Below are 16,021 nucleotides of genomic sequence, written 5' to 3' on the forward strand. Positions count from 1 at the left end.
TTTTCAAATGGTTGGAAAAACAATTGTCTTCTCCAAACAATCATTTATATGATTGTGCACTTCGACTCCGTAGGGATTTACAGTCGATTAAGCTGGCATTTAGTACTTCCTACAGTAACGGAGTTGTGGAAGGCCATGTTCACCGATTGAAGCTGATGAAACGAATCATGTATGGCCGGGCAAAGCTGGATTTACTCTGTTTTTGGCAATTAAAAAATGCATGAAATGGCAATTAAATTTATTCGATATCTTGAATAATTATTCGTATCTATAATCGCTTGACATGGAGCCTCTGCGGGCATGATTTCTTGCAAAGGGAGCAAGCCATAATTATATTTGGACTTTGCAAGGCAAAGTAGCCTATCATGCCCGCCACTCCATGTAAAGCGTCAAATATGCAAAAATTTATGCATAACCTTAATTGCCAAACACTACAAAAATTAATTACCATCAACATCATAGGTAAGATCAAAACATTGATTGGCGGAAAACGGTACAGGCAAAGACTCTATTTCAATCCCTCATAGGTAAGATCAAAACCTAGGTACTCCGCTTGTCGATCTAGACGATCCGGATTTCAATCCCTCATAGGTAAGATCAAAACTCGAAGCTGCTCATTTAAGCATTTTCAAAAGCTAGATTTCAATCCCTCATAGGTAAGATCAAAACTCAGTTGTCCGCAATGCTGACGGGCAGATTGTTGGAGATTTCAATCCCTCATAGGTAAGATCAAAACTCAAACCTAAACGAAACTGTATCCCGCCACGAAACTATTTCAATCCCTCATAGGTAAGATCAAAACAAGTTTTCGGTTTGTTTTATTATGCTGTGTCACTAAAATTTCAATCCCTCATAGGTAAGATCAAAACTGTTCTGTAACCTTCGCCCATGCTGTTCCCTCCTGGTATTTCAATCCCTCATAGGTAAGATCAAAACGAAAGATTTGCCATATCCAAAACGGGTTGGTAACCGCAATTTCAATCCCTCATAGGTAAGATCAAAACCTGGCGTATCATTTCAGACACATTCAAACTTATCGGTTTCAATCCCTCATAGGTAAGATCAAAACGTCCGCGGCTGGCTTGTTCGACCAAACAAAAATTATGTTTCAATCCCTCATAGGTAAGATCAAAACCACATTGTCTACTTTTTCCACTCTTTCATATTTCAAGTTTCAATCCCTCATAGGTAAGATCAAAACCTACTTAAAGTGGGCTGACGAACGAGGATATTTTTAGTTTCAATCCCTCATAGGTAAGATCAAAACACGTTTAATCATCATAGAAAATGTTGTCGATGTTACTGGTTTCAATCCCTCATAGGTAAGATCAAAACATACAGGCAATCTTGCGATTATTGGGAATAAATTGTTGTTTCAATCCCTCATAGGTAAGATCAAAACGAATCAATGCCGGACCATGCCAACGAGGACCTGTTCCAGTTTCAATCCCTCATAGGTAAGATCAAAACTGAAGTTACAAAAAATCGCGACCGCGACATGCACAATGAGCGTTTCAATCCCTCATAGGTAAGATCAAAACTGAAGCAGACTCTATTAAAACTCAAATAATGTTTGAGTTTCAATCCCTCATAGGTAAGATCAAAACCTACTTCAACGATACAAAACAAACTACTAGGTTTGTGTTTCAATCCCTCATAGGTAAGATCAAAACCGACAGGGAGGGAAGCGACAGCGGCAGAAAATGGTCCAGTTTCAATCCCTCATAGGTAAGATCAAAACTTGTATCCACAAAGAAAGTTCTATCACCGCTTGTATGTTTCAATCCCTCATAGGTAAGATCAAAACGGCACTTTGTCTGGTGGCACAATTAGTGGTGCATTTATGTTTCAATCCCTCATAGGTAAGATCAAAACAGCCAATCATCATCGAAGAGATTTCGAAATCATTGTTTGTTTCAATCCCTCATAGGTAAGATCAAAACTCCAGCTGAGGCGATTACATCGCTAATGGAGATTATGTTTCAATCCCTCATAGGTAAGATCAAAACCAGTACGAATTTTGGATAAAGAGGCTTCAACAACTGTTTCAATCCCTCATAGGTAAGATCAAAACTTCCGTTCCCTCCACACTGGAATTTATCAATCTATGTTTCAATCCCTCATAGGTAAGATCAAAACAAATGACTTTCCCACTCTATCACCTCCACTTTTTCTGAGTTTCAATCCCTCATAGGTAAGATCAAAACAAACAGACACAGCTTTCCGTTCTGTCTGTTGTCGAGTTTCAATCCCTCATAGGTAAGATCAAAACGGGAGTTGGATGAATTTGCTGGAAAATTGGCTGATATTTGTTTCAATCCCTCACAGGTAAGATCAAAACATATTTCATCCAATTCTAATTCACCATCAACGAGCGCAGTTTCAATCCCTCATAGGTAAGATCAAAACGTAAAAAAGATGGAGGAACACTCCCTCACTAACACAAAAGTTTCAATCCCTCATAGGTAAGATCAAAACGAAGATACGAATGAAATGATCAAACATATTATTTTAGTCAAGTTTCAATCCCTCATAGGTAAGATCAAAACTCCTCGAGAAGTGATCGGACTATCTACAGGATGGAAAGTTTCAATCCCTCATAGGTAAGATCAAAACGTGTCAGACCAGAAGATGTTGAATGGCTCATCGAAGTTTCAATCCCTCATAGGTAAGATCAAAACTGGTTGGGAAGAATACGAGATTATTAGAGAAATTGAAGGTTTCAATCCCTCATAGGTAAGATCAAAACGTCCCCGTGTGTTGCGTCCGGTGTTCCGGTACTTTCGTTTCAATCCCTCATAGGTAAGATCAAAACGTCACGGAAAATGTAAAACTTGTTTATTCATTTATAGAGTTTCAATCCCTCATAGGTAAGATCAAAACTTTAGCCCATATGACATATCTTTGCAATTGCAATACAAGTTTCAATCCCTCATAGGTAAGATCAAAACCAAAGCCACCGATTGGAAACCTGCACCCGAAGACATGTTTCAATCCCTCATAGGTAAGATCAAAACTGGCCAAGTAATAATATTAAATGATTTTCTTGGTCTTGTTTCAATCCCTCATAGGTAAGATCAAAACGAGTATGAGGAGGCGCTCAAACTTTATGAGTTTAGGCGTGTTTCAATCCCTCATAGGTAAGATCAAAACCCAGCCTTTGCGGTTTAATGACTTTCGATTTTTTGAGGTTTCAATCCCTCATAGGTAAGATCAAAACGGAGGAGATGTGAGTATGGCAAAGAAACCACAAATCAAGTTTCAATCCCTCATAGGTAAGATCAAAACTGAGGATTCCTGGCATTTCAAGTGATAGTTTTTCCGGGTTTCAATCCCTCATAGGTAAGATCAAAACTAAGTCAGCAATTATCTTTATTGGGCAAAGGAGGCGGTTTCAATCCCTCATAGGTAAGATCAAAACTTTTGGGTTTGCTTTTCGCAATTTTTAGTTACGTGTGTTTCAATCCCTCATAGGTAAGATCAAAACCCTAATAAAATCAACATTTGTTAGCTATATAGTAACTTTTTATTAAAAAATAGTCAATTTGAAATTTTCGTGAAAATAATGAAATTCATTGATTTTATTGGGATTTCTATAAATTATACAAAAATAATTTGTCGTCGATCCCTCGGGGTTGCTGTCGTGAGACCGATCGACGACAAATTATTTAATCCTTTATTTTAATTGCAATTCTTCTTATCATTTTTGTTTAGTCATTACTTTTTCTGTGACATCTTTTACTTCATTAAAAAAACCGTATCCAGATGAAGTTTTTGCTCCTAGTCCTAACTCTACTAAAGCACTTTTTGTCCAATCGGCGACGATTTTTCCGATTATTTCTTTCGGATATCTACTGTTTTTTCCACCTCTTACAATAAACAATATCTCGATTTCAGGTGCTTCAACTTCAACGGTATAAAAATAAATTGGCACAGGTCCTAATGTATCAGTTGCAGCTTTTTTACCATCATAGTAATCACTAAAATGTGGCGTCATAATATCATTAGAAATTTTTACATTATTAAACATGTAAATATCTAAAAACTGTAATACACCTTGTTGATCTTGAATCCCAAATATTTCTCTTCCAACTTCCGCCAATTGTCGATCGGATTTAACTAATTGAGATTCATCGCCTTCTAAAAAAGCCTCAATAAACCAGCGTCTAACTAATCCCTTAATGCTAGAACCAGGTATATATGGAAAACCATATATTGGATGAATAGATAAGGAAGTTTCTCTAACATGTTCATATCCTAGACCCTGAACAATTGATTTTGTTAATTTTCCCTTTAAAATTCTTAAATGTGCATTCGATAATTCCATTAAGGCAGATAAACGATTTTTGTTAACCCGCTCACCTAACTTTTGAATATCTTGGTGAAAGTAAATCCTTTTTATATCTTTTTTAATATCCTTTAAAATATATTTTTTTTCACCTAAATCAATCACATTTTTTTGTTTTTTTTCACCTTTTTTCAATTGTCTATATTGGTCATAATGTATTTGATACCATAGATGAGCAGCAGGATGTTTTTTGTTTTTGTATTCTTTGAAAATTTTTCTTGTATCAATTGGATGGAATTCCATTTTTATGATTCACCTTCTTTAACTTCAACCATACCATCGACAAACTTTCGCATCCAGTTTAACAATGCCATCACTTCTATTGTGAACATTCGGTAATCGCTGCTATCGAGATTAATCACAACTTCTACTAATGTTTGTTCTTTTGTAAAAAATTGAGGAAATTCTTTTTTCAACCAACTTGTTATTGTTTGATAAATTTCGTAATAAGCTTTTTTGTTCTTTTTTGAATAATAAAAAGCAAGTGTTTGGCCTAATCCATTCACTTGTATCATCGCTGGCATTTTTTTAACGTATGAACGATAGTCTTTTGCATGTTCTCGATGTGTTTCTACAAATTTTTTAACTTCGGAAAATGCAAAAGAAGCTCGTCCACCTTCAATTGTCGATATTGGGCGGTTACTCATCATTATCTCCCCTATCCAGCCAAATGGTTCTCATAATTCCTTTACCAATTGTATAATTTCCACCTAACTGAAACACAGAAGGCATATGATTTTTCATAAATTGCTGAACTTGTTCAGACGTGGATAAATCTTTTGTACCGTTTCCTCTAACATTGCCAATAAATAAGTAACTATAAAACATCGTTTCTGGCGGGACATTTTCTTCATACCATAACGCTCCGCTATCAACCGTGCCTGTTTCACCAATTTTTACTCTTGCATTTACCTCTGTGGAAAAAGTTACAAAATTAGCAAAGTCGTTATCGCTTAATACCACTATACGTGAAGCTAAATCAACTGTTAAAGCATCTCCAATCAGTTTTTCAAGTTGTTTAGCTAATTTTTGTGTTTTTTCATCAATCGTTACTGAAAATGTATACTCTTCCAATACAATTTTATTACCTCCAACCATCATCAGGTCTGAAGAAACCGTGTTTTCTTTTGGAACTTCTAATTTTTCTATCGATAAATCCTGTGTAAAAGCTGTTAAATCATCATTAAAACGATTTATTACCTGTGGACATGTTATCCAGACAAAAACTCCTTTCAATGAACGGATAGGAAACAGCAATAAACGCGCATCGCTAAAAGCAATTGCGCTCGCTTGAGTATTGTTTTCGTTATCAGTATTCTCTTTGTTTTTATCCGGTTTAGACCCGAAAACCAGTTCTAACTTGCTTTCGTCAACTTCAGGATCCATTTCAAAATGTGAACGCAACGCACCTTTTAATGAAGATGATTCAATTTTAGGGTAATTCGTATGTTTTTCTCTTTGAATTGGCAAATCAACGATTCCAATTTCACTTCCGCTTCCAGCATGAACAGATGTAATTGCATGCAGTAAAAAAGGTTTTGCAATTGAATACATTTTTATCCCCCTTTAACGACTCCAGAAATAATTGAAAATCCGAATCCTTCTTGTATTAAATCATCCGAAAAGTGAAACCCGTTCGCTAAATTCATTAATTTTGAAATTTTTTCTTCATCAATGCGTACATATACCACCGTCCCAGCTGGTACCATCCACTGCCTTTGTTTTGGACGATTGCGAACAATATCCCATCCACCAAATACTTCAGGACGGCCAACTGCCCAAGCAATCGGTTCCACTGTAATATCATTAGGAAGTACTAATTTGCCAGTCACTTCATCAAAACTTCCTGGTCTGCTTCCTTGTTTCCAAATCGAAGGCGTTAATAGAATAATTCGAGCTATACAGTTTTCTCGCAATTGATTTTCAATTTCCTGAAGTTCTTTACTGTTCCAAAAAAATGGATGCTCATATGAATTCTGTTTCACAATCCAAGGTCGGCTCTCGCCGCCAAGCCTCGCAAATCGTACATTTGTAAAATCAGGAGTGCGATCAATTAATACTTCAAGACTGCAATCCGGTTTCATCGATAGCATGTTCATTCGATACAGATATTCATTCTTTGCTTTTTTGTTTACATAGTCTACATGTATACCGACCTTTGCATATTCATCAACAAAATCATGTGTAATTAACAATCGATGAATAGGTGTTTGATTTAACACCGATTGTTTCCACTGATCAAAATAAGCAAATTTACCCTGAGCATTTTTTGATTTTTTATTTTTTACTGTTGCATACAATGCCCAATCTGTTGAATTTGACGACTGAAAAAAATCATTTTGTTTTATACGAAGCGGATATCCTGTCAAACTTTCATCATCTTCTACAACTTGATAATCGAGAGGTAACGGTAATACAAGTTGATTTTTCTTACTTATAAATAATCCCTTAATACGAAAATCTCCGTGAGTATCAGGACTTCCCATCCAGCGCTTTAGTTCTTCGTTTTCTTCTTTAGTAAAGCTTTCAAATGATGAATTTGTATAAATATAAGCACTTCTTAGTGCGTTATAAATCGTGTTTGGTCTAGGAGGAAAAAAGCCAGTCATCGTTGTATCGCTGCCAGCATCAGCGTAAGCATGGCCTCTGAAAAAAAAGGAATCGACCGGTTTAAGCGTTATCGTCTTCATGGTTATTACCGCCTTTATCTTGTTTTTCCATTCTTTTGAAAAAGGTTAGCATTCTTAATAACATAACAAACGATTTAACAGATTCCATGCTTTTATATAGTGCCATTAACTTTTCCAGTATATTAGTTAATTCTTTTTCTTCTTTTTTTACTTTCATTGAGCGTCTAAGCAGCCGACGTAGTTCAAATTCAACCATTAAATGTTTGTCTTTACTATCATAATCATTCAATGGTAAAAAAACTTCAGAAAATCGATAGATAAAAGTATCGGATAAATCATTGGTCAATAATTCAATGATTTCGTTTAATAGATCCGAAGTTTGCATTCCGTCGATTTGCCAAGGAACGACAGTTTCATGTTTTTTCGAGCGAGTATGTATACCGATTGCCAAAGCATTTTTTTGTTGATTTTGTTCTTGATGAACGTAACTTTTTGCGCGATTTTCTAATTTTTTTGCTTCTTGCAACAACAACTGCAACGGCGCTTTTTTATGACCTATTACCAATCCTACCGAAGCTGTTGCTCCTTGTAATCCGCTTCCTTTCATACCGAATTTTTGTCTTAGTTCATTCGCAACCTGTAATGCTTTATCTACAGGCAAAAAAGCTAGAACGTCATCGCCGCCTGCGTAAACCAAATACCCTTCTTCTTTCCGTACTACTTCGGGTACGACGCGTCTAGAAAAAGTTGCTAATGCGTCACTAACCTTACCTGCTTCTTCAGCAGTGTTGCTATTAAACCACGAACCCATATTGTCTCCGTCCATCGAAAGAATTGCAAAATACGTGTATTTTCCAGCTATCTCAATGACCGATGGATAAAACTTGAAAGAGGAGGCATTTCGATATACTTCTTTAAAATAATCCCGTGCAACCCGTTTTCCTAAACAAATGCTGCATAAATACTCGTTATCGCGGATTCTACCGTCATCTTTTCCTTCATCGGTTCCTTTAAACTTTTCATTTCTATGCTTCCAAGTATTTTTTACTTTATTTTTCAGTTCATAAATTGTTTCATATTGATCAAATGGCTCCATACATAAAGCATCGCGCTGGGCACAAACTGTGCAAGTAAATCCACTTTCTATGAGTTGATGATAAATTTTGTCATTTTTAACCGCACTTAATCGCGCTTCAAGTGTTGATTTTTCTTCACGATAATGGCCGTTATATGGTTGAACAACCCAATATACTTCTAGCAATTGCTCAATTTGATGATTGGCCTGTTTCAACAATTGATCAGTTTGGATATGTTTTGGAAATACTTCATTGATTGCATAATGGCAAATTTTGTTAAACTCCCGTCTAACAACTGAATCAACTTTTTTTAATACATTCGTCGTTTCATCCAAAGAACCATTTACAAATGCCGTGAATCGGTTAGGCCAAGAAGCAACATTTGCGTTGTACCCCGTTTTTTTCATTGGATTTAAATCATCTTCCGATGCTTTGGGATAGATAAACTCAACCTTCAAACCTTGACTGCATAGAGTTTCCATTGCTCTTTCAATTAAAAAAGAAAGAATAAAACTGCCGCTCCATAAATCTTCAGTTTTGCGAGCGGAAGCAATAAAACTTTGAACAGGCCCGATCGAAAAAACTACCATTTGTTTTTCACTCATATGCTCACTCCTAGTACTTCTAAAAACTCATTGCGTTCATTCTCGTATTTTTTCATATTTGTTATTGATTGCGATTGAAGTTCTGTTATAACAGGATAATATTTTCCACCTATTTCTTTTACTGAACCCCAGAGAGGAGAAGCAAATCTTTTTTTATTACGTTTTTTATCTGATACTTGTCCTAACATACCTGTCTGATTTTTACTGGATGCTTTAGCATAAGCTATAACAACATCCCAAGCCGATGTATATGGTCTCCCGAACCATATAGATGCAATCGTCGGATGAGATAACTTTTCATAGTTTCTAACCTTCAATGAATGGCTTGAATTAAACATTACATCAATCCCAAAATAGTTTAATGTCCTCATTAGTTCATTTATAAAATCATCAATATCTTCATATTCCGAAAGTTGAATCGAGCCAAATCCGCGTCTTGCTCTTTGTCCCATACTTCCTAACATTGAAAACAAATGAAATACATTTTCATAAAAAGCTACATCTTCATTACGTTTTACCAACATTTTTACAGGAATTTCTTTTTGTTCTGGCAAACATGTCATTGGAGAACTATTCTTATGAGGTAATACAAATTTTTTATAGTTTCTAACAATCCAAGGTTTTTCAACAACAAAAGCAACTGGAGATTTTTGCGCATTAACAGATGTTCCGCCAAATTTTTTTGTTTCAAGTTGTAAAAGTTCTTTTGGTTCATCCATGTGTTGAACAGCACGCCACCAATACCGAATTACGCCACGCAATGAAGGAATCCGAAATTCTGCTTCAAACTGACTTCCAGAGGCTCCATGTACTCCTAAAGGGGTTATCGTTTTCAATTGATACGTTTTTGATTGCAGTGCAGTTTTATTTAATGCCAGCTCTAGCAACTGGGAATGATTCATTTATGTCACCTCAGTTCGGCTATTTAATGATTTTGACATTTCTTCGAAAAACGGCCGCAAATTATCTAATGATTCTTTTAATGCTCCTTGAAAACTTTTTGCTTGAAATTGTCTTTCTTTGTTCATTTCAGCGTGGTTAATGTTGTTTCTATACTCTCTTAATTTTTGAAAAGGTTTTAGCATTTCTCTATAAGGTTTTATTTTTTTAACAACTTTTTTCATGAATTCAATGTCGCCTTGCCACTCTTCTTCAGGCTTTTTGTCTAAATATACATTCAATGAAGAGGAGACCACATCTCTCATATCTTTATTAAACTCATCTACTTTTACTAATTTACACAATACAGTTATTACCGATTCAACTAAAATAGTAAGCCCTTGTTGAATTAATCCATGATCATAACACCATTTTGACATGTAATAATAATTCATGATTTCATCATCAGAAAAATTTTCAACTTTCTTTTCAATTGTATCAATTAGTGGAATTAATTGACGGAAATGTTGGTTTTCAGAGTGTTTTATTTCTTCAGTTTTTTCCTTCCATTTATTTATTTCTGTTTGTAAGCTATTAGCTCTAGCTGTTTCAAAACATAAACCAACTGTATTTAACTGATTAATCAAGTACTTAACATTAATCAATTCACTTTTTTTATCATCTTTTTTATGTTTGAGTTCCTGATTTACAATCTCTAATAAAACAGAAGCATTTCCAGTACGAATAAATTGGTCAGCACCATTTGTCCAAGTTAGTAAATTAGTCATACCTGTCAAATCTACAATGGGAGCAATTCTTTCTTCTACATTTATTTTTTCTATTTCTGGAATTCTACCTAATTTTTCAATCCAGCCATACATTAGCCCACCAAATTTTGCGCCTTTCACAACTTTTGCATAATTGAGAACAATTAATGCGACGATTGGATTAGTACGAAAGCTATGAGTCACGTCAAAAAAAATTCTATCTCCATATTGAATTTCATCCATAATTTTCTCAAACAATGTCCAAGTTGCATCTTCATCTTGTTCACTTGGAATCGGAACATTTTTTACTTTTGCTTGAGGTGCTATTTCATTAAATGTTTCTTGTAAACCAGACCAATTAGCTTCTTCTGCTTCTTTTGTACAAAAAATAATAACTTCAAGGTTATCGACATAAGAACTAATGTGCTCATAAATAGCCGTTTGTATATAACGAGTTAATTTAGAACGTTTATCGTTATACTCATAGTAGCATGGTATGTATTTCCCCGTACCTAAAAAAGACATCAGTAGATTTCGGGTCATAATAACTCCCTCCGATCTATAAATATTTCCCCACAATTTCTTCCGTTACATCGCGAAAATCGGCTTCATCGTCATAAATCCCTATTCCTTTTGCAGCCTCTCTTTCGTAACGATCGTGATTTAACCATAAGTAATTGGCATATAACCGTTGATTTGATGAATCATACCGATAAGCCAACCGAAATACATGCCTTCCATTACTAGCACCTTTGTATAAATGATATTTCATTTTTGAACGGTCGAGCTTATCAAAATCTTTTTCATGCATCAATTCTAAATCAGGATGTTCGTGCAGTTTAATTTTTTTCACTAATTCCTGCATTTGTTGAGCAACAAAAATAGATTGATCCTGCTGATTTTTTATCAAATTTCGAACTTGATCAGACAAATAATACTGTGTATTGAAAATGTGGCTCCGGTCGCTTTGTTCTAGTAAAAATTGACCAAATGGAGTTAAGCCAACAAGACCTTCTTCAATCTCAAAAACATAGGGATGAGATGAGACGATTTCTTTTTCTTGATGATGCAGCTTTTCAAATTCAATAAAATCATTTAAACATTTGCGAAGAAGTGTTGCATTCCCCTCGATAAACTTTTCCACATCGATAGGAACCCACGGAATTTGAATCAGTTGTTGCGCATGTTCATTTACGTAAACCGTCGGATATTTCAAAATAGAGCCGACAATATAACCATAAGAAGTCATAAACTTATATCCACCCAATGGAACAAAGCAAGTAGTATTGGGTTCCCCTTGACGTAATGCATGCGTTAATTTAGACATATATTCTCCAATTTGTCGATTCAAGATACTGGCATTCGAAACATCAAATGTGACATAAGTAACCATTATATTCGCATTAAAATCTTGTCTAAATAAATAGCTTAATAATCGTTCAGCCATATAACCGCCAATACTGTTCGTCACAATAAGAACAACGGTTGGTTTTTTATGTAGCTTCCCTAATTTTTTTAAAGAATACATTGTTGAATATTCTGCGCTAACCTGATTTGGCTCTAGTTTGTTTTGCTTATGTTTCCTTATACATAAATGAAGCCACTTATTGATAACATTTTCAGTTTCTTCTGATATCTCTGTATCAAATAAATTAAGTGATTTTTCCTTAAATTTATCAAAATTATTAAAACAAAAAAAATTACTTGAATTATTAAAAGACGTTCCGCACGTAATAACTACAGTATGATACATTACAACAATTCCTCCAAAATTCTTACACAATTTCCACTTTATTGCTAATTATATAATAACTTTGACACATTTTTTCGGAATCCTTCATTAATTTAATAATTTTGTAAAAATTCAACAAAAATATGGGGAAAATTGAAATTTTACAAAAAAAGTGAGGAAAAAATTTGCTCGGTTTCAATCCCTCATAGGTAAGATCAAAACCACCGGATTGTTTGGCGTATCAAGTACAACAACCGTATTTCAATCCCTCATAGGTAAGATCAAAACTTAATTTCTGTATCAATTTTCGTAAAGTTATCGCTATTTCAATCCCTCATAGGTAAGATCAAAACGGAGGCTGTGAAGGCGAAAGCCACACAGGCAATCTTGATTTCAATCCCTCATAGGTAAGATCAAAACTCAAACCTGTACCGGCTGAACTGAAAAACTGGAAGGAACATTTCAATCCCTCATAGGTAAGATCAAAACCCGCAAACATTTTGAAAACGTTCAATACGAACATGAATTTCAATCCCTCATAGGTAAGATCAAAACCAAACCCGAATCCGACGACCTAAGACCGAAATGCCAAATTTCAATCCCTCATAGGTAAGATCAAAACAATGTATCCGCTACCTGTCGGGTCTTTCACTACCTGAATTTCAATCCCTCATAGGTAAGATCAAAACGAGAGTTGAATTCGGCGTTTATTTCTTCCAAGTCTGAATTTCAATCCCTCATAGGTAAGATCAAAACGGCTAATGTAGAAACAATGGAAAGTGAGACGCTAGAATTTCAATCCCTCATAGGTAAGATCAAAACGGGTTTGGATGTCAGCGCGCGCCTGCTTTGTATTCCGATTTCAATCCCTCATAGGTAAGATCAAAACGCTATTCCGATTGGCGCTGCTATTGCTCCAATACTATTTCAATCCCTCATAGGTAAGATCAAAACGCACACTTGCGCTTGACGATGTGCACTAGCACATCCGATTTCAATCCCTCATAGGTAAGATCAAAACGCAGAGCTTGCGGCTGCGGAATTGGAGAAGCAGCTGCAATTTCAATCCCTCATAGGTAAGATCAAAACTCCTTACTAGCGGAGGAAGACAAAACAAAAAATTTATATTTCAATCCCTCATAGGTAAGATCAAAACGTTTGTAAAAAATTTAATTGCTTCTTGTTTCCATTCATCATTTCAATCCCTCATAGGTAAGATCAAAACTGAAAATGAAAAAAGAATTATCTTTATGCACTACTTTATTTCAATCCCTCATAGGTAAGATCAAAACTTAGTCGTTTTTTACTTGCTGCTGCATATCTTCAGATTTCAATCCCTCATAGGTAAGATCAAAACACCTTCCCACGAAAGCATCCCGATTTCATGTGTTTCAATTTCAATCCCTCATAGGTAAGATCAAAACAAATGCGGCGAACGAAGCAAATGCAGCGGCTACGAGCGCATTTCAATCCCTCATAGGTAAGATCAAAACGCTGTTTCATCGCCACCAACAGCAGCGCCGATAACAGCATTTCAATCCCTCATAGGTAAGATCAAAACAAACTTTACATACGGTGGCGGAGGTGAATGGATTCTATTTCAATCCCTCATAGGTAAGATCAAAACGTTGATTGGCTTACCTTTTGGGTTATTTCTCCCTGATTTCAATCCCTCATAGGTAAGATCAAAACAATGTCAAACTTGTTTATTCTTTCTGTGATGTATTGAAATTTCAATCCCTCATAGGTAAGATCAAAACACCAATCGGTGCATGGTCAAACGGCGGCAGGGCGAATTTCAATCCCTCATAGGTAAGATCAAAACCGGATGCGGATTGTATATTTCCGTATCAGTAGGCTTGATTTCAATCCCTCATAGGTAAGATCAAAACTAATCGTTACCGATTGCACGCACGACTTCTTTGTCGATTTCAATCCCTCATAGGTAAGATCAAAACTTTATTATTTTTAGTAAACTACATTATACAATCGGTATTTCAATCCCTCATAGGTAAGATCAAAACATATAATCGAAAAATATTCTCGAAAAGGAGCTGTTGATTTCAATCCCTCATAGGTAAGATCAAAACTCTAACTTTGGTGGTTTCATTAATTCAGTTCAAGGTGGATTTCAATCCCTCATAGGTAAGATCAAAACAGCGATGTCACGCGCGCCTTCTGCCTGCGCAAGAATATTTCAATCCCTCATAGGTAAGATCAAAACAATCACAAGCGGGCCGTCACCAAGCACCGTTTCAAATTTCAATCCCTCATAGGTAAGATCAAAACGGAATTTTGACACAGCCTTTTGCGTCCACATCCGAGAATTTCAATCCCTCATAGGTAAGATCAAAACCAGCTTCTACGACAACACAAACAAGCATCATTGTTATAATTTCAATCCCTCATAGGTAAGATCAAAACAAAAGTATGTTAACAATACACACTATATGATGTATAAATTTCAATCCCTCATAGGTAAGATCAAAACGAAATTGCAGTCCCAGGGAATGTCCAAAAAGGACATATTTCAATCCCTCATAGGTAAGATCAAAACTCATTTAAAGCAGCTTTACGTTGCTCAATTTTTTTAGTATTTCAATCCCTCATAGGTAAGATCAAAACTTCTTCCGTTTTTTTCATGTTCATCACTCCAAAAAAATTTCAATCCCTCATAGGTAAGATCAAAACGCTGATGTTGTTTCTAAAATCGCTGAATGGGCGTCAAAATTTCAATCCCTCATAGGTAAGATCAAAACAGGAACGGATTATTTAAACCTGTTCCACCTGAATATTTCAATCCCTCATAGGTAAGATCAAAACACGCATCGGCGATTCGGTAATCAATCACTATATCATATTTCAATCCCTCATAGGTAAGATCAAAACTGGTGACGTTCGCAAAAACGGCAAGTATTACAGCATTAATTTCAATCCCTCATAGGTAAGATCAAAACAATAGTTCAGTTTGTAGCTGTCCTCTACCCCAGCCAATTTCAATCCCTCATAGGTAAGATCAAAACGTTATTAAAGTTGAATTTTATTTCTCCTAACCGTCCTTATTTCAATCCCTCATAGGTAAGATCAAAACATCCAATGGGACATATAATGTTTTTCCATCTAAAAATTTCAATCCCTCATAGGTAAGATCAAAACCAAGAAACCAATTATTAAAAAAACATATGTTCTATTCTTATTTCAATCCCTCATAGGTAAGATCAAAACCTGAATGACATATGACGATGCCGTGTTAATTGTGCGAGATTTCAATCCCTCATAGGTAAGATCAAAACTCAATCGCAAATTCAAGGTATTTATAAGCCTTTTTATTTCAATCCCTCATAGGTAAGATCAAAACATCATATGAGCCGATTTCATGCGGCGTGTATTCGATATTTCAATCCCTCATAGGTAAGATCAAAACTGATTTTTTAGTATGATAGTGGATGCCTTGAAATTGGATTTCAATCCCTCATAGGTAAGATCAAAACGTAGGCGGCTGGAACGGACGCGAAGTCGAATTCGGATTTCAATCCCTCATAGGTAAGATCAAAACGCCCCTCTTCCTCCGCTTTCTTGCATCATTAAAGCAAGATTTCAATCCCTCATAGGTAAGATCAAAACGAATTTATCAGAAGGTGATTGTAGATAGTACCCTCGATTTCAATCCCTCATAGGTAAGATCAAAACTAAAGCGCGTGCCCATGTCTTTGGGAACTCGTTTTCATTTCAATCCCTCATAGGTAAGATCAAAACGAGCTACTGTTTTAAGTAGCTCTCAGACTGTCGACAAACCCCAACTCAAATGCTTCATTTGAGTTGGGGTTTGTCTTTTTTTGCTCATCATTTTCTAAGATTCTTCTCTTATTTAGGCTGGACATGGTCTTTTCCATGTCCAGTTTGCCATTTTCTTTAAGTTCATGGCAGCGAAAGTAAGCATCGCCTGCATGGACAATTTTTCCAATCCTCGTAGAGTTGTCCATC

At 35.7% G+C, this 16,021-nt stretch carries 10 protein-coding genes and 2 CRISPR repeat arrays; of the genes, 1 reads left to right on the plus strand and 9 read right to left on the minus strand.

What is annotated here, in order from left to right; all coding sequences use genetic code 11:
• On the plus strand, window positions 1–224 hold a 224-nt coding region (locus tag FKZ59_RS14810), incomplete at its 5' end, for a transposase (RefSeq protein WP_181733304.1).
• 286 nt (window positions 225–510) lie between these two features.
• A CRISPR array of direct repeats spans window positions 511–3,487; the repeat unit is 30 nt; unit sequence ATTTCAATCCCTCATAGGTAAGATCAAAAC.
• A 213-nt stretch (window positions 3,488–3,700) separates the two neighbouring features.
• Here FKZ59_RS14810 and cmr6 read toward each other — a convergent pair.
• From cmr6 to FKZ59_RS14840, 9 genes are all read right to left on the minus strand, one after another.
• The gene (gene cmr6, locus FKZ59_RS13605) at window positions 3,701–4,591 is read right to left on the minus strand and encodes a type III-B CRISPR module RAMP protein Cmr6 (protein WP_141603295.1); all 891 of its coding nucleotides are present in this window, start codon (window positions 4,589–4,591) and stop codon (window positions 3,701–3,703) included.
• Between the two features lie 2 nt (window positions 4,592–4,593).
• Window positions 4,594–4,995 carry a type III-B CRISPR module-associated protein Cmr5 gene (gene cmr5 / locus FKZ59_RS13610; protein ID WP_246045899.1) on the minus strand — a complete coding sequence of 134 codons (402 nt, stop codon included), beginning with the start codon at window positions 4,993–4,995 and terminating at the stop codon, window positions 4,594–4,596.
• Window positions 4,988–5,902 (minus strand): type III-B CRISPR module RAMP protein Cmr4, encoded by a 915-nt coding sequence (gene cmr4, locus FKZ59_RS13615; RefSeq protein ID WP_141603297.1) that lies wholly within the window; start codon window positions 5,900–5,902, stop codon window positions 4,988–4,990. Before cmr4 ends, cmr5 begins: the two co-directional genes overlap by 8 nt.
• Before the next feature lie 2 nt (window positions 5,903–5,904).
• Complete coding sequence (locus tag FKZ59_RS13620) at window positions 5,905–7,038, minus strand: type III-B CRISPR module-associated Cmr3 family protein (protein WP_141603298.1); 1,134 nt, start codon at window positions 7,036–7,038, stop codon at window positions 5,905–5,907.
• Complete coding sequence (gene cas10, locus FKZ59_RS13625; protein ID WP_141603299.1) at window positions 7,019–8,659, minus strand: type III-B CRISPR-associated protein Cas10/Cmr2; 1,641 nt, start codon at window positions 8,657–8,659, stop codon at window positions 7,019–7,021. Before cas10 ends, FKZ59_RS13620 begins: the two co-directional genes overlap by 20 nt.
• Window positions 8,656–9,561: a type III-B CRISPR module RAMP protein Cmr1 gene (gene cmr1 / locus FKZ59_RS13630; RefSeq protein WP_141603300.1), complete on the minus strand. Its 906-nt coding sequence runs from the start codon at window positions 9,559–9,561 to the stop codon at window positions 8,656–8,658. The genes cas10 and cmr1 overlap by 4 nt, the downstream gene beginning before the upstream one ends.
• Window positions 9,562–10,848: a TIGR02221 family CRISPR-associated protein gene (gene csx2, locus FKZ59_RS13635; RefSeq protein ID WP_141603301.1), complete on the minus strand. Its 1,287-nt coding sequence runs from the start codon at window positions 10,846–10,848 to the stop codon at window positions 9,562–9,564.
• Between the two features lie 16 nt (window positions 10,849–10,864).
• On the minus strand, window positions 10,865–12,058 hold the full coding sequence (locus tag FKZ59_RS13640; protein WP_141603302.1) for a CRISPR-associated protein: 1,194 nt from the start codon (window positions 12,056–12,058) through the stop codon (window positions 10,865–10,867).
• Between the two features lie 171 nt (window positions 12,059–12,229).
• Window positions 12,230–15,793: a CRISPR direct-repeat array (repeat unit 30 nt; unit sequence ATTTCAATCCCTCATAGGTAAGATCAAAAC).
• 11 nt (window positions 15,794–15,804) lie between these two features.
• A partial coding sequence (locus FKZ59_RS14840; protein WP_220125043.1) for a hypothetical protein occupies window positions 15,805–16,021 on the minus strand: 217 nt, incomplete at its 5' end.

It is taken from the genome of Ureibacillus terrenus, from assembly GCF_006569205.1.
GTDB lineage: Bacteria > Bacillota > Bacilli > Bacillales_A > Planococcaceae > Ureibacillus > Ureibacillus terrenus.

Bases quoted from the DNA above. Each gene is read 5' to 3' on its own strand.
- cmr6 (WP_141603295.1), bottom strand. From the start codon at position 4,591: ATGGAATTCCATCCAATTGATACAAGAAAAATTTTCAAAGAATACAAA.
- cmr5 (WP_246045899.1), bottom strand. From the start codon at position 4,995: ATGAGTAACCGCCCAATATCGACAATTGAAGGTGGACGAGCTTCTTTT.
- cmr4 (WP_141603297.1), bottom strand. From the start codon at position 5,902: ATGTATTCAATTGCAAAACCTTTTTTACTGCATGCAATTACATCTGTT.
- FKZ59_RS13620 (WP_141603298.1), bottom strand. From the start codon at position 7,038: ATGAAGACGATAACGCTTAAACCGGTCGATTCCTTTTTTTTCAGAGGC.
- cas10 (WP_141603299.1), bottom strand. From the start codon at position 8,659: ATGAGTGAAAAACAAATGGTAGTTTTTTCGATCGGGCCTGTTCAAAGT.
- cmr1 (WP_141603300.1), bottom strand. From the start codon at position 9,561: ATGAATCATTCCCAGTTGCTAGAGCTGGCATTAAATAAAACTGCACTG.
- csx2 (WP_141603301.1), bottom strand. From the start codon at position 10,848: ATGACCCGAAATCTACTGATGTCTTTTTTAGGTACGGGGAAATACATA.
- FKZ59_RS13640 (WP_141603302.1), bottom strand. From the start codon at position 12,058: ATGTATCATACTGTAGTTATTACGTGCGGAACGTCTTTTAATAATTCA.